18 protein-coding genes are annotated in these 21,849 nt (G+C 70.2%); 1 reads left to right on the top strand and 17 read right to left on the bottom strand.

Going from position 1 to position 21,849, the window contains the following annotated elements; all coding sequences use genetic code 11:
- Positions 1-175 precede the first annotated feature (175 nt).
- The 10 genes from dxs to ASE35_RS17225 form a co-directional block, all read right to left on the bottom strand.
- A complete protein-coding gene (gene dxs / locus ASE35_RS17180) occupies positions 176-2,083 on the bottom strand; it encodes a 1-deoxy-D-xylulose-5-phosphate synthase (RefSeq protein ID WP_057159712.1) in 1,908 nt (635 codons plus the stop codon).
- A gap of 118 nt (positions 2,084-2,201) precedes the next feature.
- Complete coding sequence (locus ASE35_RS21800) at positions 2,202-3,392, bottom strand: hypothetical protein (protein WP_200957052.1); 1,191 nt, start codon at positions 3,390-3,392, stop codon at positions 2,202-2,204.
- Positions 3,393-3,639: 247 nt separating this feature from the next.
- Positions 3,640-4,320 (bottom strand): HNH endonuclease, encoded by a 681-nt coding sequence (locus tag ASE35_RS17190; RefSeq protein ID WP_235567265.1) that lies wholly within the window; start codon positions 4,318-4,320, stop codon positions 3,640-3,642.
- Between the two features lie 136 nt (positions 4,321-4,456).
- Positions 4,457-6,247, bottom strand: a complete 1,791-nt coding sequence (locus ASE35_RS17195) for an acyl-CoA dehydrogenase C-terminal domain-containing protein (RefSeq protein ID WP_057164611.1) — start codon at positions 6,245-6,247, stop codon at positions 4,457-4,459.
- Between the two features lie 101 nt (positions 6,248-6,348).
- On the bottom strand, positions 6,349-6,822 hold the full coding sequence (locus ASE35_RS17200; protein ID WP_057159886.1) for an LEA type 2 family protein: 474 nt from the start codon (positions 6,820-6,822) through the stop codon (positions 6,349-6,351).
- A gap of 275 nt (positions 6,823-7,097) precedes the next feature.
- A complete protein-coding gene (locus tag ASE35_RS17205; protein ID WP_056181754.1) occupies positions 7,098-7,748 on the bottom strand; it encodes a response regulator transcription factor in 651 nt (216 codons plus the stop codon).
- A 46-nt stretch (positions 7,749-7,794) separates the two neighbouring features.
- Positions 7,795-8,511, bottom strand: a complete 717-nt coding sequence (locus ASE35_RS17210; protein WP_057164612.1) for a sensor histidine kinase — start codon at positions 8,509-8,511, stop codon at positions 7,795-7,797.
- 9 nt (positions 8,512-8,520) lie between these two features.
- Positions 8,521-11,832 carry a serine/threonine-protein kinase gene (locus ASE35_RS17215; RefSeq protein WP_057164613.1) on the bottom strand — a complete coding sequence of 1,104 codons (3,312 nt, stop codon included), beginning with the start codon at positions 11,830-11,832 and terminating at the stop codon, positions 8,521-8,523.
- Positions 11,829-12,707 carry an FHA domain-containing protein gene (locus ASE35_RS17220; protein ID WP_157489539.1) on the bottom strand — a complete coding sequence of 293 codons (879 nt, stop codon included), beginning with the start codon at positions 12,705-12,707 and terminating at the stop codon, positions 11,829-11,831. Before ASE35_RS17220 ends, ASE35_RS17215 begins: the two co-directional genes overlap by 4 nt.
- 44 nt (positions 12,708-12,751) lie before the next feature.
- On the bottom strand, positions 12,752-13,585 hold the full coding sequence (locus ASE35_RS17225) for a DUF6689 family protein (RefSeq protein ID WP_057164614.1): 834 nt from the start codon (positions 13,583-13,585) through the stop codon (positions 12,752-12,754).
- 227 nt (positions 13,586-13,812) lie between these two features.
- Here ASE35_RS17225 and ASE35_RS17230 point away from each other — a divergent pair, with 227 nt between their 5' ends.
- A complete protein-coding gene (locus ASE35_RS17230; RefSeq protein WP_057164718.1) occupies positions 13,813-15,204 on the top strand; it encodes a S8 family serine peptidase in 1,392 nt (463 codons plus the stop codon).
- 285 nt (positions 15,205-15,489) lie between these two features.
- Here the strand turns inward: ASE35_RS17230 and ASE35_RS17235 are convergent, their stop codons facing one another.
- The 7 genes from ASE35_RS17235 to ASE35_RS17265 are packed head-to-tail and all read right to left on the bottom strand — an operon-like array spanning position 15,490 to position 21,846.
- Positions 15,490-16,029, bottom strand: a complete 540-nt coding sequence (locus tag ASE35_RS17235; RefSeq protein ID WP_057164615.1) for a lipocalin family protein — start codon at positions 16,027-16,029, stop codon at positions 15,490-15,492.
- 20 nt (positions 16,030-16,049) lie between these two features.
- On the bottom strand, positions 16,050-17,135 hold the full coding sequence (locus ASE35_RS17240) for a cyclopropane-fatty-acyl-phospholipid synthase family protein (protein ID WP_057164616.1): 1,086 nt from the start codon (positions 17,133-17,135) through the stop codon (positions 16,050-16,052).
- Positions 17,132-17,935, bottom strand: coding sequence for a DUF1295 domain-containing protein (locus tag ASE35_RS17245; protein ID WP_057164617.1), 804 nt, complete (start codon positions 17,933-17,935; stop codon positions 17,132-17,134). The genes ASE35_RS17240 and ASE35_RS17245 overlap by 4 nt, the downstream gene beginning before the upstream one ends.
- Entirely contained in the window at positions 17,932-18,489 is a 558-nt protein-coding gene (locus ASE35_RS17250) for a DUF2878 domain-containing protein (RefSeq protein ID WP_057164618.1), read from the bottom strand. The genes ASE35_RS17245 and ASE35_RS17250 overlap by 4 nt, the downstream gene beginning before the upstream one ends.
- Entirely contained in the window at positions 18,486-19,763 is a 1,278-nt protein-coding gene (locus ASE35_RS17255) for a cyclopropane-fatty-acyl-phospholipid synthase family protein (protein WP_057164619.1), read from the bottom strand. Before ASE35_RS17255 ends, ASE35_RS17250 begins: the two co-directional genes overlap by 4 nt.
- Positions 19,760-20,542, bottom strand: a complete 783-nt coding sequence (locus ASE35_RS17260; protein WP_235570105.1) for a DUF1365 domain-containing protein — start codon at positions 20,540-20,542, stop codon at positions 19,760-19,762. Before ASE35_RS17260 ends, ASE35_RS17255 begins: the two co-directional genes overlap by 4 nt.
- Positions 20,539-21,846 (bottom strand): FAD-dependent oxidoreductase, encoded by a 1,308-nt coding sequence (locus ASE35_RS17265; protein ID WP_057164620.1) that lies wholly within the window; start codon positions 21,844-21,846, stop codon positions 20,539-20,541. The genes ASE35_RS17260 and ASE35_RS17265 overlap by 4 nt, the downstream gene beginning before the upstream one ends.
- Positions 21,847-21,849: the final 3 nt, after the last annotated feature.

The raw sequence follows: 21,849 nt of genomic DNA on the forward strand, positions 1-21,849 counted from the left end.
CGACTTGCGTCGCTCCTACAGGGAGCTGGTCGTAAATTCGCGTGCGAGAGAGGCGACGTCAGCTATCGAGTAGGGTGTGGTTAGCGCAGCTAACCGCGCCATGCGCAGCTCCGAGCGCGGGATGCGGTTCGCTGCGCTCACCGCATCCTACGGCGACGGAACTTGCGCGTGTGCCTCAAAGCGCCGCGCTGCGCGGCGGCGCTTCCTGCAGTTCGGGCCAGCGCGCGAACACGGCGCGGCGGATGCCGGCGGCGTCGAGGCCGGCTTCGGCCAGCAGCTGTTCGCGGCTGGCGTGGTGCTGGAATTCGTCGGGCAGGCCCAGATGCAGGATCGGCAGGGCGATGCCTTCGGCGGCCAGCAGTTCGGCCACGCCGCTACCGGCGCCGCCAGCGATCACGTTGTCTTCGAGCGTGACGAAGCCGCGGTGGCTCTTGGCCAACTCCAGGATCAAGGTGCGATCCAGCGGTTTCACGAAGCGCATGTTGACCAGGGTCAGGCCGAGCTCGTTGGCGACTTGTTCGGCGGCCGGCACGATCGCGCCGAACGCGAGCAGGGCGATGCGGCTGCCGCTGCGGCGCAGTTCGGCCTTGCCGATCGGCAAGGTATCGAGGTTGGGCTGCACCGGCACGCCGGGGCCGGTGCCGCGCGGGTAGCGCACCGCGGCCGGGCCTTCGTAGCGGTGACCGGTGCTGAGCATCTTGCGGCACTCGTCCTCGTCGGCCGGCGCCATCACCAGCATGTTGGGTACGCAGCGCAGATAGGACAGGTCGAGGTTGCCGGCGTGGGTGGCGCCGTCCGGGCCGACCACGCCGCCGCGGTCGATCGCGAACAGCACGTCCAGGTTCTGGATCGCGACGTCGTGCACCAGTTGGTCGTAACCGCGCTGCAGGAAGGTCGAATAAATCGCGACCACCGGCTTGGCGCCTTCGCAGGCCATGCCGGCGGCCAGGGTGACCGCGTGCTGCTCGGCGATGGCGACGTCGAAGTAGCGCGCCGGGTATTCCTTGCTGAAGCGCACCAGGCCGGAGCCTTCGCGCATCGCGGGGGTGATGCCGAGCAGCTTGTCGTCGGCCGCGGCCATGTCGCACAGCCACTCGCCGAACACGTCGGTGTAGGTCGGCTTCTTGGCGCCGGGCTTGCTGACCAGGCCCTTCTCGGGATCGAAGGGGCCGACCGCGTGGTAGCCGATCTGATCGCCTTCGGCCAGTTCGTAACCTTTGCCCTTGGTGGTGATGATGTGCAGCAGCTGCGGACCCTTGAGGGTCTTGAGCGTCTTCATCGCGCCCAGCAATGCCGGCAGGTCGTGGCCGTCGATCGGGCCGGTGTAGTGGAAGCCGACCTCCTCGAAAAAGGTCGAGGGCACGAACATGCCCTTCCAGTGTTCTTCCCAGCGGCGCACGAACTTGGCCGCCGGCTTGCGCTTGTCGCCCAGCAGCTTCTTGCCGCCTTCGCGCAGCGCGTTCAGCGTACGGCTGCCGGTCAGGCGGCCAAGCATCTTGGTGACGCCGCCGACGTTCTCAGAGATCGACATCTGGTTGTCGTTGAGGATCACCAGCAGGTTCGGCTCGGGATCGGTCATGCCGCCGGCGTGGGCCAGCGCTTCGAAGGCCATGCCGGCGGTCATCGCGCCGTCGCCGATCACCGCCACGACCTTGCGCTCGTCGCCGGCGCGCTGCAGCGCGATCGCCATGCCCAGCGCGGCCGAGATCGAGGTCGAGCTGTGGCCGACGCCGAAGGTGTCGTACTGCGACTCCTCGCGTTTCGGGAACGGCGCCACGCCGTCTTTCTGCTTGACGGTGTGGATCTCGTCGCGGCGGCCGGTGAGGATCTTGTGCGGATAGCACTGATGGCCGACGTCCCAGACCAGGCGGTCCACCGGCGTCTCGAACAGCCAGTGCAGGGCCACGGTCAGTTCGATCACGCCCAGGCCCGCGCCGAAGTGGCCGCCGACCAGGGCGACCTGCTCGATCAGGTAGGCGCGCAATTCCTCGGCGATCGCCGGCAGTTCGTCTTCGCCGAACTGGCGCAGGTCGGCGGGAACTTGGATGCGGGAAAGACGCGGGTAGCGCTGCGGATCGATCATTACCGACGGGTTCTGGCGTTCAGTCGGTCATTGTCCCGCCCCTGTGTGAGGCGGGCAAGAAGCGGATGCGTGGCGGGTTCAGGCGCGGCGGCCGGAACCGCGCCCGGAACGCGCGCGGTCAGCGCCCGCGCAGGCGTCCGAACAGGCCGCCGGCCTTGGCCGGTTCGACCGGATCGGGCTCGGCCTCGGGCTCGGCGAAGCCGGTGGCGAGGTTGGCGTTGACGAAGTCGGCGACGTCCGCGGCCGGTACGCCGCTGGCCTCGGTGATCTCGGCCAGGGTCGCCGGGCCCTTCATCATCACCGTGGCGATGCGGAAGTGCTTGGGGAACTCGCGTTCGGTCTGCGGCCACTTGACCATCTGATAGCGGCGCTGCGGGTCGTAACCGGGCGCCAGGGCGCCGTGGCCGGCGAGCAGGCTGCCGAACCAGACCAGGCGCGCGAGCGGCATGGGCTCGCCCAGCGGTGCCACGGTCATGGCCCAGGTCTTGTCGTCGACGGCGATGAAGTCGGCCGCCGACAGGCTCTTCTCGAAATAGGCCGACAGCGGCTTGAGCGCCGAGGGGCCGTGGTACTGGCGTTGATCGGCGTCGATCAGCAGCGGTTCGTCGCCGCGCAGGCGCAGGTGGCCGCGCAGGCGGCCGGAGGTAAGCCAGACCAGCAGGGATTCGCCGGCGGCGACGGCAGGAGCGGGGGCGGGCGCAGGTGAGGCTGGAGCGGGTGCGGGTGCGGGTGCAGGTGCAGGCGGGGCCGGAGCGGCCGCGACCGGTGCGGGGGCCGGTGCGGGAGCCGGCGCTGCCGGAGCAGGGGCTGCCGGAGCAGGCGCCGGCGCCGGCGTGGGCACCACGCCCAGCGGGATCTCGACCGCGCGATCCAGGGTCGGCACAGGTTCGGCCGGCGCGGGCGCGGGTTTGGGCGCGGCCGGGGCCGGGCTCGGCGCCGCGGGCGTCGGACTGGGCGCGCTTGCCATCGTCGGCGGGGCCGGCGCGGCCTCCAACGGCTGTCCGGCCTGGGTCGCGATCTCGCGTAACAAATCGCCGATACCGTTGGCGTCGAAGGGCTGACCGAGGCGGTAATCGGCCTGGGTGCGCTGGGCATTGGTCAGCGCGATCACGCTCTTGCCCGCGGCATGCAGGCGCAGCCAGCTCATCGGGCCGTACATGCTGTCCATGTCCACGACGACGTAGTCGGCCTGGCTCTCGGGCAGCAGCTGCCAGCGTCCGCCGAGGCGGGAGTTGGCATCCTTGAAGGCCGCCTGCAGTGCGGTCTCCGTCGCCGGGTCCATTCCGGTCAGACCGAGGGTCAGGGCCATCGTTGCGTCCATCGTTGCGGTGGTGGACGAGTGTTGCGGACCGCAATCACGTCGTCAACGCGCGCAACGCGTCGCAAATCAGCGTTCTTCGGCAGGCGCGCGCTCAGGTGGCCGGCAGATCGCGACCGGCGTCACGGCTTGATGCGCAAAGTCCCGGCGAAACGGCGGTTTCGGGCCCATGGCCGGATCGTGCGCAAGCGCGCGCGATGTGCGATTCACAAGCCGCCGCGACCGGCGTGAGCAGTCGTCAACCGCTAAGACGAGCGTTCTTGGGCAGCTGATTGCGCAGGAATGCCATCTGATCGGCGAGGATGTTGCGGTTGGACAGGATCAGATGCTCGACCCAGCTGGGCCGGTACGGCACCGCCAGCAGCGGCATGCCGGCCTGCTGCGGGGTGCGGTTGCCCTTGCGCGAATTGCAGTGGAAGCAGGCCGCGACCACGTTCTCCCAGATATCGCGACCGCCCTTGGACACCGGGATCACATGATCGCGGGTCAGGTGCGGGCGGTTGAAGTCGCGACCGCAGTACAGGCACAGGTAGTCGTCGCGCGCGAACAGCGCGGCGTTGGTCAGGGCCGGGGTCGGGGCCAGCGCATGCGCGCGAGCATGGCCGCGCGCCGCCACGATCGGGTGCAGTTCGATCAGGCTTTGTTCGCCGCTGAGGCGGCTGGTTCCGCCGTGCACACGCAGGCAGGGATCGCCCAAGGTCCAGGCCACCGCGCCGCGCACGTACAAACAGGTCGCTTCCTGCCAGTTCATCCAGTCGAGCACGCGGCCGTGCGCATCGAGCGACAGCAAGCGCACCGCGTTGAGGCGGTCGACGGGCGGGCGGGGGTGCGCGTAGCGCTGGGCGAGGTCCAGTCCGGAGACGCCGAGGATTTCCGGCTCACGCAGCAGTCGCTCTGCGTGGGTTCCGGTTCGGACCAAGCGTAGGCTCGCTCTATCGGTCTCCATCGGGATATCAGCTTATACCCGTTTGATGACGATTTGGGTAGCCGATGCGGGCGGCGGGCGCCGCGCCCGCGGCGCGGCCATCCGTGGCCGCGCGGGTGCTGGCGTCGGATCAGACGTCGAAGGCGTCGGCGTCCAGCGCGGTCAGGGTCGACAGCGGCGCGGCGATCGCTTCGGCATGCGCGCGCGTGCGCGGCAACAGACGCGCGAAGTAGAAGCGCGCGGTCTCGCGCTTGCCGGCTTTGAAGCGTTCCGACTGCGACGAGGCCTCGCTGGCGGCGACGCTGCGCGCCCACCAATACGCCAGCGCGACGTAGCCCGAGTACATCAGGTAGTCGTAGGCGGCCGCGCCCACCTCGTCGGCGTCGGCGACCGCGCGCTGGCCGATCCGCAGGGTCAGCTGCTGCCATTGCGCGGCTTGCTCGCGCAGCGGGGCGATGAACTCGGCGACCGCGGCATTGTCGGCGTTGCCGGCGCAGAAGGTCTCGATCTCCTCCAGCATCACGCGCAGGCCGGCGCCCTGCAGCTGCATGACCTTGCGGCCGAGCAGGTCCAGAGCCTGGATGCCGGTGGTGCCTTCGTACAAGGTGGTGATGCGGGCGTCGCGCGCGAGCTGCTCCATGCCGTGTTCGGCGATGTAGCCGTGGCCGCCGTAGCACTGCAGCGCGTGGTAGGTGCATTCCACGCCCCATTCGGTGAGGCAGGCCTTGACGATCGGGGTCATGAAGCCGACCAGCGCGTCGGCGCGTTCGCGTTCGGCGGCGTCCGGCGCGTTATGCGCGACGTCGACCAGCAGGGCGCCGTGATAGCCCATCACGCGGCCGCCTTCGACCAGCGCCTTGCAGGTCAGCAGCATGCGCCGCACGTCGGGGTGGACGATGATGGGATCGGCCGGCTTGTCGGGGAACTTCGCGCCCGACAGCGCGCGCATCTGCAGGCGCTCGCGCGAGTAGGTCAGCGCGTTCTGCAGGGCGCGGTCGGACAGGCCCAGGCCCTGCAGGCCGACCGCGAGGCGGGCGGTGTTCATCATGGTGAACATCGCCATCAGGCCCTTGTGCGGCTGACCGATCAGGTAGCCCTGGGCGCCATCGAAATTCATCACGCAGGTGGCCGAGCCGTGGATGCCCATCTTGTGTTCGAGCGCGCCGCAGCGCACCGCGTTGGCGGCGCCGATCGCGCCGTCGCGGCCGACCTTCACCTTCGGCACCACGAACAGCGAAATGCCCTTGCTGCCGGCCGGCGCGTCCGGCAGGCGCGCCAGCACCAGGTGGACGATGTTGTCGGTGAAGTCGTGCTCGCCGGCGGTGATGAAGATCTTGGTGCCGGTGATCGAATAGCTGCCGTCGTCCTGCGGTTCGGCGCGGGTCTTGAGCAGGCCCAGGTCGGTGCCGCAATGCGGTTCGGTGAGGCACATGGTGCCGGTCCAGCGGCCCTCGATCAGCGGCTTGAGGAAGACCTCCTGTTGCCAGGCTTCGCCGTGGTGCAACAGGGCTTCGGTGGCGCCGTGCGAGAGCAGGGGGAAGTTGCCCCAGGCCAGGTTGGCGGCGTCGATCATTTCCTTCAGCGGCACGCCGGCCGCGTGCGGCAGGCCCTGGCCGCCGAACTCGCTGGGCGAGACCAGCCCGGCCCAGCCGCCTTCGACGTACTGCGCATAGGCCTGCTTGAAGCCCGGCGGCGTGGTCACCGCGCCGCTGGCCTTGTCGTAGCTGCAGCCGATCTCGTCGCCGACGCGGTTGAGCGGCGCCAGCACGGTCTCGGTGAAGCGCGCGCCTTCGTCCAGCACCGCGTCGAGCACATCGCGCGTGGCCTCGGCGAAGCCCAGGCGTTGGAAAGCGGCTTCGGCGCCGAGCACGTCGAACAGGGCGAAACGCATATCGGCTAGGGGGGCTTTGTAGGTGCTCATGGGCAGGGATTCGTGATTGGGGATTCGGGATTGGTAAAAGCGAACGCGAAGGGGCGGGATAGGATTGCGAATCTCTAATCCCGAATCCCTAATCTCGGCCGTTAGCGCAGCACACCGGGCAGGCCGGGCGCCGGACTCAGCGCGCTGCTGCGATCGATCGTGAAGTTGCGTTGCTTCTTTTCGTCGGGCGTGGCGTCGATGCTGCCCTTGAGCGTGTAGGACAGGCTCCGGCCGCTGACCAGCGCATCGGCGACGGCGAGCTTGGCCGCGCCGCTGGGGCGCAGGTTCACCGCGATCACGTCGGCCGACTCGGGGCCGATCGACACCGCCGGGGTGCCCTGCAGGCGGCCGGCCTCGTCGCTGCCCAGGCTCAGGACCAGATCGAAGCGGTCGAAGCGCATGGGGATGCTGCTGAAGTTTTCGATCCGCAGCTCGGCCGACCAGCTGCCGTCGGCGCGCACGGTCAGCTGCTGGATGCGCGCGGAGGGCTCGGACACGCGGCGCACCGGCCCGCCGACGCAGGCGGCCAGCAGCAATACGCAGCCCGCCAGGGCCAAACCACGAGTCCAACGCATCGCCTTCATGCTGCCGCTCCGCCGTAAGCCGTAATGGGGAGCTGAGGATACTACGGCGTAGGGTGGGCTTTGCGGGGGCTGGGAAGGCAAGAGCAAATCCCCCCTGGCCCCCCTTTTTCAAAGGGGGGAACAAAGCGCGTTTGAGAGGGGGGCGCGCGGATTCGATCGCCTCCGCACTCCCATGCGCCTCTGTGTCCCCGTGGTTGAGCCCTAGGACTCGATGCGGTTCCCCCCTTTGAAAAAGGGGGGCTAGGGGGGATTTGCTTTACCGCCCCTCAGTCCACCAAGCCCTTGCGCAGCGCATACCGCACCAGCTCGGCGGTGTTGCGCACGTCCAGCTTGGCCAGCACGCGCGCGCGGTGGTTCTCGGCGGTCTTGACGCTGATCGTCAGTTCGCGCGCGATTTCCTTGGTGGTGTGGCCCTCGGCGATCAGGTGGAAGACCTCGCGCTCGCGCGCGGTCAGGCGACCGTAGGGGTCGCCGAGGTCGCGTTCGGGGTGCTGCAGTTGCTCGGCCAGCGCGCGCGCCGCCTGCGGGCCGAAGTAGCCGTGGCCGGCGTGCACGCCGCGTACCGCGGCCAACAACTCGGAAGCCGCGCTGTCCTTGACCATGTAGCCGGAGGCGCCGACCCGCACCGCCTGCAGCACGTACTCGTTTTCCTGGTGCATGGTCAGCACCAGCACGCGGGTGTCGGGCAGGGCCTCGCACAAGCGGCGCACGACTTCGATGCCGTTCAAACGCGGCATGGAAATATCGGTGATGACCACGTCGGGCCGGGTCGCGACCGCCTTCTCCAGCGTTTCCAGGCCATCGGCGGCCTGGGCCACGACCTGGACGTCGCCTTCGGCCTGCAACAGGCCGACCAAACTCTCCCGGACCATGGTGTGGTCGTCTGCGATCAGTACCCGCACGGTCTTGGTCCCCATGGCGCTTACGCTGCTCGTGTGTCCGGCGCTCGTCAAGCGCCGGTGTTCAGGGAGGCGACAGGGGCACGCGCGCGCTCAGGCGCAAGCCCTCGCCTGGCACGCCGCGCAATTGCAGCACGCCGCCGTACAGACGCAATCGCTCGCGCATGCCGCTTAGACCGCTGCCGCCCGCTTGCAGCGCTTGTTCGGGTTCGCAGCCGCGGCCGTCGTCGTGCACGCGCAACTGCAATCCTCCATCGCGCGTGGTCAGCTGCACGTGAATATGCGCCGCGCCGGAGTGTTTGGCGGCGTTGTTGAGCGCTTCCTGGGCGACGCGGAACAACAGAGTCTGCAATTCGCCATCCAGAGTGGGTAGCGAATCCACATCGAGGTCGATGCGCGCGCCACTGGCTTCGGCCTGGCTGCGCACCAGCCAGCGCAGCGCGGCTTCCAGGCCCAGATCGTCGAGGATGGGCGGGCGCAACAGGCGCGAGAGTTCGCGCGTGTCCTGCAAGGTGTCGCCGCACAGCGCCAGCGCGGTGGCCAGTGCAGCGCGCGCGTCGACGCGGTCGGCGGGCAGGGCGTCGTCGAGTTGGCCCAGGCGATGCTTGAGCACGGTCAGGTTCTGGCCGATGCCGTCGTGCAGTTCGCGCGCCAGGCGGCGACGCTCGTCCTCCTGCACGCGCCACACCGCACGCCCGAGGCGGCGGAATTCGCGCTCGTTGCGTTCCAGCCGTTCCAGCAGTTCACGGTATTGCTGACGCAAGCTGGAGAGCTCGTCCATGGCCGCGGCTCAGGGTTTGCGCGCCGGATCCAGCCGGGCGATCTGCGGCGCGGCTTCGAAGCCGCCGAGCAGGTTGGCGGGCATGCGTTCGCGCACGCGCCGCAGCGCGGCCACCGCGTCGTCGCGTGCGTTCGCGGCGGCGCCGGCGTCGCCGGCCTGGCTCAGGGCTTGCGCGCCCAGTTCGTGCAGGCGGTAAGCGCCGGCGTAGTCGCCGCGCCGTAGCAGCGGCAGCACCTCGCGGTAGCGCTTGGTCGCGCCGTCCGGATCGCGCGCGGCCAGGGCCTGGGCGATCGCGACTTCCGACCAATCCAGGCGCAGCGCGACGTGGCCCAGCGCCGCGACTTCGGTGCCGAGCGCGGACGCGTTGGCGCCGGCCTTCACCGCTTCCAGACTGACTTGCAGACGCAGCAGGCGCACACCGGATGCGTCCGCGTAGCGGCGCGCCTGGGCCAGGTGCTGCGCGGCCGCCTTGGCGTCGCCGCCCTGGCGCGCGAGTTCGGCGCGCAGCAGGCCGTCGATGCCGCGCTGCTCGGCCGGCGCCTGCGCGACCGATGCGGCGATCGCGTCCAGGGCCCGCAGCGCGTCGGCTCCGGCGCCGGTGGCGATCAAGGTTTGCGCGCGCAACAAGCCGGCGTCGGCGATGCCGCGCGGATCCTGGCGCTGACGGAACAGCGCTTCGGCCTTGCCGGCTTGGCTCAGCGCTTCGTCGTAGTGGCCCTGCATCAGCGCCAGTTCGGCCAGGTTGCGGCGGCTCACCGCGGCTTCCTCGATCATCTGCTCGCGCTCGGCATCGGTCAGCGCGCGCTCGAGTTGTTCGCGCGCGGCGCTCCATTGGCCGCGCGCGATCGCGAGCAGGCCGAGGTTCTGCAAGGTGCGGATGCGGCCGGTCTGGTCGCCGAGTTTTTCGTAGGCGCCGGCCGATTGCGAGAGATAGGCCTGGGCGTCGTCGTAGGCGCCGAGTTGGTAGTGGGCGAAGCCGATATCGTTGAGCGCTTGAGCGGTGCCCTGGGCGTCGCCGGTCTGCTGCCAGCCTTGCAGGGCGAGCCGGAACGCGGCCAACGCGGCCGGGTAGTCGCCGCGTTCCTCGGCGAGCAGGCCGAGTTCGTTGTCGACCGCGGCCAGGCCGTGGCGGTCGTCCAGGGCCAGATGCAGTTTGCGCGCCTGCTCCAGACTGGCCGCGGCTTCGTCGTAACGGCCCGACAGCGACAGCACGTTGCCGAGGTTGCGCAGGCTGGTGGCCAGGCCGCGCCGGTTGCCGACCGCGCCGCGCAGTTCGACCGCCTTGCGGTATTGCTCCTGGGCGTGGTCGTTCTGGCCCAGGCGGCTGTAGCCGATGCCGAGCGCGTTGACGGTTTCGGCTTCGCCGTAGCGATTGCCGCTGCGCTTGTAGAGCACCAGCGCGCGCACCAGGTAATCGTCGACCGCGCGCCGCGCTTGACCGTGCAGGATCGAGAATTTGCCCAACTCGTACCAGGCGCGCGGATCGTTGGCATCGCGCGCGGTCAGCGCCTGCAATTGCCCGACCGCGCCGGCGAGGTCGCCGCCGGCGCCCAGGGCGCGCCCGAGTTCGAGCTCGGCGCGGGTGTCGTCGGGTGTGGACTGCAGCTGCGCGCGCCACTCGCGTATCGCGCTTTCGGTATCGCCGTCGAGCAGGGCGCGTTCGGCGGCGAAGCGCCGGCGCAGCGCCTGCGGCGCGTCGGCCGCGACGCGTTGGCCGCGCTCGATCGCCTCGTAGGCGGCGTCGAGGTCGCCGATCGCCTGCGCCGATTCGGCCGCGCCCCACCAGGCCGACGCGAATCCGGGCGCGCTGTCGGCGGATTTGCGGAACGCCGCCAGCGCTTCCACCGGCGCGCTGTCCTGGCGCGCGCGCAGGCCTTCGCCGTAGGCATCCAGCGCGGCCGCGGACGGCAGGTTCAGCGCGAGCGCGGCGCGCAGGCCCAGGTCGGTGCGGAAGCCCGGGTCCGCCGGCAGGGCCGCGAACGCGGCCTGCGGATCGGCGCCGCGGCCGGCGCTGCGATGGGCGACGCCGCGTTCGTCCGACAGTTCGGCTTCGGCCCGCCAGCCCTTCGCATCGGCGCGCAGGGTCACCCGCAGCACGCGGTCGGCGCCGACGGTGCGGCGCAGCGCGGCCGGATCGAGGCGGGCGCTGCCGGTGGGATCGAGTTGGCGCAGGGCTTGCTGGGTGCGGTCTTCGTCGACCACGGCCAAGCCGGGCACGCCGGACAAGGCGCTGCGCAATTGCGCGGCCAGGGCGGCGCGACGCGCGGGCGCGAGCGCGGCCTGGTCGGGCGCATCCAAGGGCAGCACCAGCAGGCGGTGCAGCGGCGCGACCGCGGCCACCCCTTCGGGCACCGGCGGCGTTTGCGCGCGCCACCATCCGATCCCGCCGACCGCGACCAGCGCGAGCGCGGCGGCAGCCAGCCATAGCCGGCGACTGGGCCGGTAGTCGCGTGCGAGCTTGCGCTGATCGAGCACGCGCACCACCTCGTCGGCGCTGCGCAGGCGGTGCGCCGGTTGCGGGCGCAGCAGGCGATCGACCAGGCGCGCCAACCACGGCGGCGTCTGCGGCCGTTGCCGGGTCACCGGCGCGGGCGCGCGCAGCATGCGCTGGGCGAGCACCTCGTGCACGGTGCCGCCGGCGAACGGCTGGGCGCCGGCGAGCATTTCGTAGAGGATCAGGCCCAGCGCGTAGAGATCGCTGCGCGCGTCCACGGTCTCGCCGCGCGCCTGTTCCGGCGACAGGTAGTCGGGCGTGCCGACCACCGCGCCGGACTGGGTCAGGCCGGTGCTGGCCAGCGAGCGGGCGACGCCGAAATCGGTGATGCAGGCGTCGCCGGCGCGGTCCACCAGCACGTTGGCGGGTTTGAGGTCGCGATGGATCACGCCGCGCGCATGCGCCGCGCTCAGGCCTTCGGCGACCTGGCGCGCGATCCGGATCGCGTCCTCGATCGGCAGCGGGCCTTCGCGGTCCAGCTTGCGGTCCAGCGCCTCGCCGTCGATGTAGTCCATGCCGATCAGCCATTGGCCGTCGTGCTGGGCGAGGTCGTGGATGCGCACCACGCGCGGGCTGGAGACCTGGCGCGCCATCAGCAGTTCCTGGCGGAACCGCTCGAAGGCATCGGCGCGCGTGGCCAGTTCCGGACGCAGCAGCTTGATCGCGACCGCCACGTCCAAGGTGAGATCGGTGGCGCGATAGACCACGCCCATGCCACCGACGCCGAGCACCGCCTCGATTCGGAAGCGGCCGGCCAGCACCGTGCCGGGCGTCAGCCGCTGCTGCGCGTATAGCCCGGTAGCGGTCGGCGCGGAGGAATCGGTCATGGTGTGTTGCCGTGCGGGCCCGCCACTATCGTGCTCCAACGCGGGGCATCGTCCAATGCCTCCACGGCGCTGCGCGCGAGCAGCCACAGGGCCGCGCTCTCGGCGAAGGCGCTGAGCAGTTCCAGATCGAACTGGGTGATCGGCTCGCCGGGGGTGCGGCGATCGGCGTAGATCGCGCCCAGGGTGCGCGGGCCGTCCAGCAAGGGCAGGCAGACCAGGCTTTTCAGGCCGCTGTCGACGATCGAGGCGCGTTCGGCGGCCCAGTCGCTGCGCGCGACCTCGTTGACCACCACCGGCAGGCGTTGGGCCAGCGCGCGTTCGACCGCGCCCAGGCTGCCGGAGAACACCCGCGCGCGCAGCGCGGCCGGGTCCAGTTCCACGCTGGCGCGTACCGCGTAGTCGCCGCCGCTGGCCAGCAGCAGGAAGCCGCGGCTGCAGTCGGCCAGTTCGACCACGCCGCGCAGCACTTCCTCGGGCAGGCGGGCATGATCGGATTCGGCTTCGACCCGGCGCGTGAGCGCGAGCGAGAAATCGCGGCGCTGCTGCTGGCGCAGGCGCAGGCCGTTGCTCTGAGCCTCGTTGAACTCGGCGAAGTCGCAATGCACGTCGCCGAAGCGCAGCCAGGACGGTACCGCCAGCGCCGCCGAGTCCTCGACCGCGATGCCGTCGACGTAGCTGCCGTTCTTGCTGCCCAAGTCGCGCAGCTGCCAGCGCTGGCCGTCGTGGCTGAGCTCGGCATGGGCGCGCGAGACCGAGGGATGTTCCAGCACCAGATCGCAATCGGCGGCGCGGCCGATGCGCAGACGCCCGCCCGCGGCGATCCAACGCGTGATCGCTGCGGTTTCGGGCGGGTAAGCGATCAGGCGCGCCGGCATGGGCGCATCTTAAGCGCGGCCGGCGGCCCTATTGCGAATGCGCATCACTGTCCGTAGTCGCGCTGGTAGATCACGCTGAAGCGCAGGGTCGCCGCACCCGCGATCAGCTCGCCGGCGTGGTTGGTCGTGCTGTGGTCTGCGCGCCATTCGTTGGACAGGGTGGTGCCGGCCTGGGACTGGGCCAGGCTGCGGATGCCGTCGACCGCGGCGATCGCGGCCGGGTAGTCGTCGTCGTCCAGCGCGTCTTCGGCGTCGTCCAGCAACGTGGTGTAGGCCGGCCGCAGCGCCACCGGTAGCAGCGCGACGCGGTTGCGCAGGCGCAGGATCTTCTCGTCGATGACCATGCCGGTCGGGCGCAGGTCGATCAGGATCAGGAACTGCGAAAAGCCGCCGTAAGTGCCGCGCGCACGCACGCTGCCCTGGGCGATCTCGTCGGTGATGTCCTGGAACGGCCCGCCCAGCGGCGCCTTGAACAGGCGCAGCGAACTGCCCAGCGCGTAGGGCAGGACGTGGGTGTGCAGCTCGAAGCGGCCGGTGCCCTGGAAGCGCAGGCCGCCGTTGGCCGGCGGCTCGACGGTGATCAGCACCGGCAGGGCCGCGGTCAGCGAGGTCAGGTTGAGATTGGGCAGCCGCCCCTGCAGCAGCGGGCTGAGCGGGCTGACTACCTTGGCGCCGATGCCGAGGCTGTTCGCGTTCAGGCCCTGGGCGTTCTCGAACTCCAGGCTCAGGTCCAGGATGGTCAGACCGGGCAGGCCGACGTAGGCGCTGGCCTCGTTGCCCGAGATGGTGACGTTGACCGGCAGCGATTGCGCGCTCGCCGGCCCTAATCCGCTCCACAGCACTGCCGCCAGCAGCGCGCTCCACGCCCACTTCGCCATGTCACACCCCCCGTGGACCGTGGCCCAGGTCGGCGTCCGCCGTGGGCGCAGACAGAGCAACGGCATGCGCCGAGCGTACTCCGCGTGGACCCCTCGCGTCTCTAGGGATTTTCCCCCATGACCTTTGGGCGTTCATCCGGATGGCCCGCTTCTGGGCCGGCCCGCCATGGTGCCGATGCCGGCCCGAACTCCGGCGCCGACCCGACGAATTCATGGAGATCCGCCGCATGCATCGCAACCGCCGCAACTTCCTCAAGCTGTCCGCACTGGCCGTGGGCATGATGGCCAGCGGCATGGCCCTGGCCGGCGCCCATATCGACGCGGCCCTGAACCGCGTGCTGGGCACCGCCTCCGCGCTCGACAAGCTCGAGGTCGTGGTGTCCTACGACCAGGCCGGCCCGGTGCGCAGCACCCAATTGCAGGCGCTGCGCGCGCTCGGCATCGGCCAGGGCATCAGCATGCGCAACCTGCCGATCGCCGGCGCCCTGGCCACGCCGGCGCAGGTCCGCGCCCTGGCCCAGCGCAGCGACGTGCGCGCGATCCACCTCAACCGCAATCTGGAGTACTACAACCAGGAAGCGCGCGAACTGTCCGGGGTCAACCGGGTCCAGGCCAATCCCGGCGATTTCGGCCGCACCACGCCCTACACCGGGCGCGGGGTGACGGTGATGATCAACGACTCCGGCATCGACGCCACCCACGCCGATCTCAAGTACGGCGTGCGCGTGGTCCAGAACGTGCAGGCGCTGACCAATCTGCATTCGGTGCTCGACTTCCTGCCGGTGGTGGTGCTGGAGAACCAGCTCAACACCGACCTGGGCTCCGGCCACGGCACCCACTGCGCCGGCACCGTCGGCGGCAGCGGCGCGCAGTCGGCCGGCCTGTACCGCGGCGTCGCCACCGGCGCCGACCTGGTCGGCTACGGCTCCGGCGCGGTGATCTCGATCCTGGACGCGGTCGGCGGTTACGACTACGCGATCAGCAAGCAGAACAGCTTCGCCTCGCCGATCCGGGTGATTTCCAATTCCTGGGGCAGCTCGGGTGCGTTCGATCCCACCGATCCGGTCAACGTGGCCAGCTACGAGGCCTACAAGCGCGGCATCGTCAGCGTGTTCGCGGCCGGCAACGACGGCCCGGGCGCCAACACCCACAACCCCTACGCGCAGGCGCCGTGGGTGATCTCGGTCGGCGCCGGCAACAAGGACGGCACTCTGGCCGACTTCTCCTCGCGCGGCAATCCGGGCGAAAGCGCCAGCTTCACCATGCCCGACGGCGTCAGCTGGACCTACACCAACCAGCCCAGCATCGTCGCCACCGGCGTGGACATCGTCTCGACGCGCGCGCTGACCGGGGTGCTGCCCTTGCTGGCCGCGCAGCAGGATCTCTCGCTGGGCGCCAAGGCGCTGTCGTATACCCACATGAGCGGCACCTCGATGGCGACCCCGCACGTGGCCGGCATCGTCGCCCTGCTGCTGGAGGCCAATCCGTCGCTGAACCCGGCCGAGGTCAAGCAGATCCTCACCGCCACCGCCAATCCCATGCCTGGCCGGCTGCCGTTCGAGGTCGGCAGCGGCCATGTCGACGCCTACGAGGCCGCGCAGGTCGCGCAAGGCTACTGATCCCCCGGCTTTCCCGGCCAGGGACGGCCTGGGAACGCCTGCGAGCGTTTCTCTCCCACTCGCACTCTCCGCCGATTTAATCGGGGGCATCCGGGTCGTAGCGGATGCCCATTTTTTTGCCCGGGTTCGCCTTGCCGCGCGCCGCCCCGCGCGGCATGGCCGCCCGCGGGCGCCCGCCGCGTTGGCGCCTCTAGAGCAGACGTGAATCTCATCGCATCCCCCTCGCCGATCCGGCGAGACTGGGCCCGGCCTACGCCGGGCCCTTTTTTGTCCGCCGGTCCGGGGTCAGGGCGTAGCGGGTTCCGGCCAGGTCTGCGGCACCTTGCGCAGATCGTCCAGGCGGTAGCCCAGCTCGCGCAGACGCGCCAGATGGCGCTGGTAGTCCGGCTCGGAAATGCTGGGGGTGCGCGCCATGATCCACGCGTAGTCGCGCTTGCTGCGGCCGATGATGGTCTGGGAGTAGTCCGGGCTCAGGTAAACCACCACGTACTCGGCCTGGATCGGCCAGATGAACTGCATGCCCCAGACTGCGTTGCCGGTGCCGGCCTTGACTGTGCCGACCGGGTGCATGGTTTCGACCGGGCGGTCGTAGCCGCCGTCGCGGTAGCGGAAACGGGTCAGGATCTTGCCGTCGTCCGCGCGCCGGTAGTTCTCGATCGCGTTGTAGGCCTCGCGCTCGGGGCGCGAGGGGATGTGGGCGATCACGTACCAGTCGCCCATGAAGCGATCCAGGTCGACCTCGGCCACCGGCGTGATCGGGCGTACGTTGCCCGAGCAACCCGCGATCAGACTGGCGAGGATCAGCGCTATTCGATGTGCGGCCATCTATGCATGCCCCGTGGCGTTCAAGAGGAGGGATCTCGTACGAATCGGTAGTGCGCCACCAGCCATTCCTGGCCGTCGGCGTAACCGAACATTTCCGCGCAGGCCATCCAGAACATGCGCCACCGCTGGAACCACAGCCCGGCCTGGGCGCCGTAGGCCTCGCGCAGCGTCGCCATGACCTCGTCGCGGCGCAGGTCCTGGTTGCGCAGCCAATGGTTGGCGGTGCGCTGGTAGTGGCGGCCATCGACCTGCCAGCGCTGCTCGATGCGCAGTTCGTTCTGGAACCACAGCAAAGTATCCGCGGCCGGCATCAAGCCGCCGGTGAAGAAATGCCGGCCCATCCAGTTGTCCTCGCCCTGGGTCTCGAACGGATACAGCAGTTCGTGGTGGGCGAAGATGTGCACGAACAGCTTGCCGCCCGGCGCCAGCCAGCGCGAGATGCGCCGCATCAGCAGCTCGTAGTTGCGCATGTGCTCGAACATCTCCACCGACACGCAGCGGTCGTAGCGGCTTTCGGGCAGCTCCAACCGATTGACGTCCTGGGTCAGCACTTCGACATTGAACAGGCCGCGTTGGCGGCACTGCGCTTCGATATGCGCGCGCTGCGCCTGCGAGTTGGACACCGCGGTGATGCGCGCGTTCGGATAGCGTTCGGCCATCCACAGCGTCAACGAGCCCCAGCCGCAGCCCAGCTCGAGGATGCGCTGGCCGTCGCGCAGCTCGGCGCGTTCGCCGTACAGGGCCAGCATCGCGTCTTCGGCCTGGTCCAGGCTCTCGTCGCCGCGTTCGTAGTAGCAGCCCGAGTACTTCAGGCGGCGCCCCAGGCAGAGCTGGAAGAACGCCGGCGGCAGTTCGTAATGCTGAGCATTGGCGGCCTCGGTATGGATGGCCACCGGGCTGCGTCGCAGCTGGTCTATGCGCTGCTGGTAGCGCTGCGCGCGCTGCTCCAGGCCGCCGCCGCGCTCCTCGCGCAGGCGCTGCGCGCACAAGCGACGGATGCCGGCGCGCAGCAGCGCGTCGGGCACCCAACCGCGTTCGGCCCAGCCCAGCGCGCCCGCGGCGGGCAGATCGTGTTCGAGTTCGTCGGCGACGGCGCTGCGGTTCATGGGGCGGTCCTCTTGTCGTTGTCTTCTTTGCGCGGAAACCAGGGAATCAGCATCGGCGTGCTGCGTTGATAGGCGCGGTAGTCGTCGCCGCGCGTGCGCAGCGCCTGCGCTTCGGTGTACGGCACGCCGCTGATCCAGCGCAGGAACACGTACATCACCACCGGCCCGCTCCAGGCCAGCCAGGCCCAGGGCGAGCCCACGGCCAGGGCGACGTAGGCGAACCAGTGGGTCCATTCGAAGAAGTAGTTGGGATGACGCGAGTAGCGCCATAAGCCGGCACGGCAGGTGCGGCCGCGGTTGCCGGGATCGGCGCGAAAGCGCGCGAGTTGACGATCGGCGAGGGTTTCGCCGGCCACGCTCAGCAGCCAGATCGCCACGCCCAGGGCCGACCACAGGGTGGGTTCGGTCACCGGGTTGCGCGCCACCGCCGCGAACGGCAGTGCGAACAACACCACCAGCGCGGCCTGGAACTGGAAGAACAGCCAGAACTTGCCCTGATGCCCCTGCCAATGCGCGCGCAAATGCCGGTAGCGGCCATCCTCGTCTTCGCTGCGCACGCGCCGCCACAGGTGCCAGGCCAGACGCAGTCCCCAGACCCCACCCAGCACGGCGAGCAATACGCGCGGCAGCGCGGCGCCATCGCCAAGGGCGGCCAGCAGCACGGCGCCGCCGCCCACGCCGGCGGCCCAGATCGCATCGACGATGCCGGCGTTCTCGCGCCGGCGCTGCCAGCGCCAACCCGCGCTCATCGCCAGCGCGGCGCCCAGCCATACCATCGCCAGCGGCCACCATGGATTCATCGATCCCTCCTTAGCACCGGCGCGATGACCGCGCCGTCGCTGCGTTCGATTCGTTGCGCCCAGCGCGCCAACAGCGTCAGCGCGACGGCCCAGCCGATGGCCAGGGCGAGCACGCCGGGCCAGACCGGGGGGGCGAAGGTCATCGCCTGCCAGCCGCGCGCCGCGCCCAGGTAGGCCAGCGGCGCGCCGACCGCGCCCAGCAGCGGCGCCAGCCACGCCCGCGTACGCAGGGCCGACAGCGACTGGGTCAGGGTCAGCGCGAACGCCGACCACAGCGCCAGGATCCACAGCGGGGCGCCGCCGGCCGGTAGCGCCGGCCGCGCGGCCGCGTAGACCGCCAGACCCGAGCCGGCCAGTCCGCCATCGACCAACACGCCCGCGACCACCGCCGCGACGACCAGCCGCCACTCGCGCGCGCGTCCAGGCATCGACAGCTGCCAGGCGACGAACAGCGCCGCGGCGATCGTGCCCGGCCACGGCGTGCCGCGACCGGCGCCGATCACGGCGGCGAACCAGACCAGTTGGTAACCGATCAGGTTGCTCCAGAAACTCACGCCGGCGTCTCCGCATGGCGGTCGTCCTGGCCCGGCCCCGGGCGGGCGAACAGCATCTGGGCGACGCCGATCGAGGCTTCGCGGAAGCCGCCTTCGCAATAGACCAGGTAGTACTCCCACATGCGGATGAAACGCTCGTCGTAGCCTTGCGCGCGCACTTGCGCCAGCTGGGCGAGGAAGCGCTGGCGCCAGGCCTGCAGGGTGCGCGCGTAGGAGTGGCCGTAATCGTCCAGGCGGATCAGGGCCAGATCGCCGCTGCGCGCCTTGGCCGCGAGCAGGGCGGCGATCGACGGGATGAAGCTGCCGGGGAAGACGTGGCGCTTGATGAAGTCGACCGAGGCGAGGGCCTGCGCATAGCGGTGGTCCTCGATCGTGATCGCCTGGACCAGCGCGCGCCCGCCCGGACGCAGCAGCCGGCCGATCTGGGCGAAGTAGCTGTCCAGGTAGGCCGCGCCGATCGCCTCGACCATCTCGATCGAGACCAGCTTGTCGTATTGCCCGCGCAGGTCGCGATAGTCCTGGCGCAGCACTTCGACGCGATCGCCCAGGCCGGCCTCGGCCACGCGCGCCTGGGCCAAAGCGTATTGCTCGCCCGAGATCGTGGTGGTGGTGACGTGGCAACCGTAGTGGCGCGCCGCATGCACGGCGAAACCGCCCCAGCCGCTGCCGATCTCGATCACGCGGTCGCCCGGACCCAGTTCGAGCTTGCTGCAGATCAGGTCCAGCTTGCGCGCCGATGCGGCTTCCAGGGTGTCGTCGTCGCCGTCCCACACCGCCGAGGAGTACATCAGGTCCGACGACAGGAACAGGGCGAAGAACTCGTTGCCGAGGTCGTAGTGGGCGGCGATGTTGCGGCGGCTGCCAGCGCGGGTGTTGCGGCGCAGGGCATGCCAGGCGCGCATCGCCATCCCGCCCAGGCGCGCGCCGCCGCGTTCCATGCCGTCCAGGCGTTCGCGATTGCGCACCAGCAAGCGGATCAGCGCGACCGGATCGTCGCAGTCCCAATAGCCTTCCATATAGGCTTCGCCCGCGCCGACGCTGCCGTTGCTGGCGACCGCGTGGTAGAAGCGCGGATCGCGCACGCTCAGGTGTACCTGCAATTGCGGTCGCTGCGCCGCCGGCAGGCCGAACTCGACGCGGCCTAGCGCGTCCTCCAGCACCAGTCGGCCGTGTTCCAGGCCGCGCATCTGGGCGAGCAAACGCTTGCGCAGGAAGCGCGTGCCGGCGCCGTAGCCCGCGGCCGGGCGCTGGAGTGCGGATGCGGTGGTGTTCATGGCGGTCCTCGCTGCAAATCGGGATGGTCGTAAACGGGGTTGCGCTTCAGCCACAGCCGCAGCGCCTGCCAATGGATCGCGCCGACCACGCTGGCGGTCATCAGCGGGTAGCGCCACAGCACGCGCGCGAGTGCGCCTGCGTCCAGGGCGCGGCGCTGCAGATGCAGGCCGGCGTCGAACTCGACGCCGGCCGCGTCGCGCACCTGCATGCGTACATGCAGATCGCTGGCGGGCGGGGTGAAGCGCCAGTCGTAGTGGCGCTGCATCGGCATGAAGGGCGAGACGTGGAAGCGCTTGTCGAAGGCCCAGCTCAGGGCGCGTCCGCGCCGCTGCGCGTCGCGCACCGGCAGCACATAGGCATGGCGCTCGCGCCAGGGCGTGTTGGTGATCTCGGCCAGCACGCAATCCAGCGCGCCGTCGGCGTCGTGGCAGTAGTAGAAGCTGACCGGGTTGAAGACGTAACCGGCGTAGCGCAGGTGGGTGAGCAGGCGGATCGGTCCCAGCGGGCGGCGGCCGCCGACCTGTTCGACGCGTCGGCGCACGGCTTCGTCCAGCGGCAGGGCGGCGGGCCCGAGGTAGTCGCTGCGGCGGAACTCGGCCAGGTTGCGCCGCCCCACCGACCACAGCCGCCGGCCGGCGAACACGCGGTCGAGTTCGGACAGGTCCAGGTAGAGCTGGGCGATGCGGTATTCGAAGCTATGCGCATGCGGACGAAAGCGGCGATGGCGCACCACGCCCTCGTAAACCGCGCTGTGCAGGGGCGCGTCGGCGCCGTTCACGCGGCCAGCTCCGTCATGACCGGCGCACCGACGTCGCTGTCGGCGGCGGCCGTCGCCGAGCTTACCCAGGGCGCATCCAAGGCCTGCGCAACCTCGACCGCGCTGCGCATGCCGTCTTCATGAAAGCCCCAACCCCAGTACGCGCCCGCGAACCAGGTGCGGCGGCGGCCCTGGATCTCGGCCTTGCGCGCCTGCGCGGCGACCGAGGCGTGGCTGTAGACCGGATGCGCGTACTGCAGCCGGCGCAACACGCGGGCGGGATCGATCGCGGCGCTGCGGTTGAGGGTGACCACGAACGGCTCGGGCGAGTCGATGCCCTGCAGCAGGTTCATGCAGTAGCTGACCGTGCAAGCCTCGCCGGGGTCGCGCGGCACGCAGGCGTTCCATGCGGCCCAGGCTTTGCGATGGCGCGGCAGCACCGCGGCATCGGTGTGCAGCAGGGCTTCGTTGGCCTGGTAGGGAATCGCGCCGAGGATCTCGCGCTCGCGCGGATCGGCGTCGGCGAGCAGGGCCAGTGCCTGGTCGCTGTGGCAGGCCAGCACGGCGTGATCGTAACGCTCGCTGCCGTGGATGCTCTCGATCTCGACCGCTTCGGCGTCGCGGCGCAGGGCGCGTACCGCGCAGCCCAGGCGTTCGCGCACGCGCCAGCCGGCGCGCATGGCATCGACGTAACGCGCCGAGCCGCCGCGCACCACCGCCCACTGCGGCCGTCCCGCCACTTGCAGCATCTGGTGGTTGGCCATGAAGCGAACCAGATAGCGCGCGGGAAACGCCAGCACCGCCGAACTCGGCGCCGACCACAAGGCCGACGCCATCGGCACCAGATGTTCGTCGCGGAAGGCGGCGCCGTAGCGGTGCTCGGACAGATACTCTCCCAGCGTCGGTCCGTCGCCTTCGCCGTCCAGCAGCGCCGGCGCCTGCCGGTAGAAGCGCAGCAGGTCGGCGACCATGCCCAGGAAGCGCGGCGATGCCAGGTTGCGGCGCTGGCAGAACAGCGCGTCCAGGGTCGAGGCGTTGTATTCCAGCCCGCTGGCTTCGTTGCGCACCGAGAAGCTCATCGTGGTCGCCTGTGTCGCCACCCCGAGTTCGCCGAACAGCCGGGTGAGCAGCGGATAGTGGCGCGGGTTGTGGACGATGAAGCCGCTGTCGATCGCGTAGCGGCGACCGTGCAGCTCGATGTCGTGGGTATGGGTATGCCCGCCGAGATAATCGTTGCTCTCGAACAGGGTCACGTCATGCCGGCGCGACAGCAGCCAGGCCGAAGCCAGGCCGGCGATGCCCGATCCGATCACCGCGATGCGCACGGC

Source organism: Lysobacter sp. Root916, from assembly GCF_001429785.1.
Lineage (GTDB): Bacteria > Pseudomonadota > Gammaproteobacteria > Xanthomonadales > Xanthomonadaceae > Lysobacter.

Coding starts and splice junctions, on each gene's coding strand:
- dxs (WP_057159712.1), bottom strand. CDS start 2,083: ATGATCGATCCGCAGCGCTACCCGCGTCTTTCCCGCATCCAAGTTCCC.
- ASE35_RS21800 (WP_200957052.1), bottom strand. CDS start 3,392: ATGGCCCTGACCCTCGGTCTGACCGGAATGGACCCGGCGACGGAGACC.
- ASE35_RS17195 (WP_057164611.1), bottom strand. CDS start 6,247: ATGAGCACCTACAAAGCCCCCCTAGCCGATATGCGTTTCGCCCTGTTC.
- ASE35_RS17200 (WP_057159886.1), bottom strand. CDS start 6,822: ATGCGTTGGACTCGTGGTTTGGCCCTGGCGGGCTGCGTATTGCTGCTG.
- ASE35_RS17205 (WP_056181754.1), bottom strand. CDS start 7,748: ATGGGGACCAAGACCGTGCGGGTACTGATCGCAGACGACCACACCATG.
- ASE35_RS17210 (WP_057164612.1), bottom strand. CDS start 8,511: ATGGACGAGCTCTCCAGCTTGCGTCAGCAATACCGTGAACTGCTGGAA.
- ASE35_RS17215 (WP_057164613.1), bottom strand. CDS start 11,832: ATGACCGATTCCTCCGCGCCGACCGCTACCGGGCTATACGCGCAGCAG.
- ASE35_RS17220 (WP_157489539.1), bottom strand. CDS start 12,707: ATGCCGGCGCGCCTGATCGCTTACCCGCCCGAAACCGCAGCGATCACG.
- ASE35_RS17225 (WP_057164614.1), bottom strand. CDS start 13,585: ATGGCGAAGTGGGCGTGGAGCGCGCTGCTGGCGGCAGTGCTGTGGAGC.
- ASE35_RS17230 (WP_057164718.1), top strand. CDS start 13,813: ATGCATCGCAACCGCCGCAACTTCCTCAAGCTGTCCGCACTGGCCGTG.
- ASE35_RS17235 (WP_057164615.1), bottom strand. CDS start 16,029: ATGGCCGCACATCGAATAGCGCTGATCCTCGCCAGTCTGATCGCGGGT.
- ASE35_RS17240 (WP_057164616.1), bottom strand. CDS start 17,135: ATGAACCGCAGCGCCGTCGCCGACGAACTCGAACACGATCTGCCCGCC.
- ASE35_RS17245 (WP_057164617.1), bottom strand. CDS start 17,935: ATGAATCCATGGTGGCCGCTGGCGATGGTATGGCTGGGCGCCGCGCTG.
- ASE35_RS17255 (WP_057164619.1), bottom strand. CDS start 19,763: ATGAACACCACCGCATCCGCACTCCAGCGCCCGGCCGCGGGCTACGGC.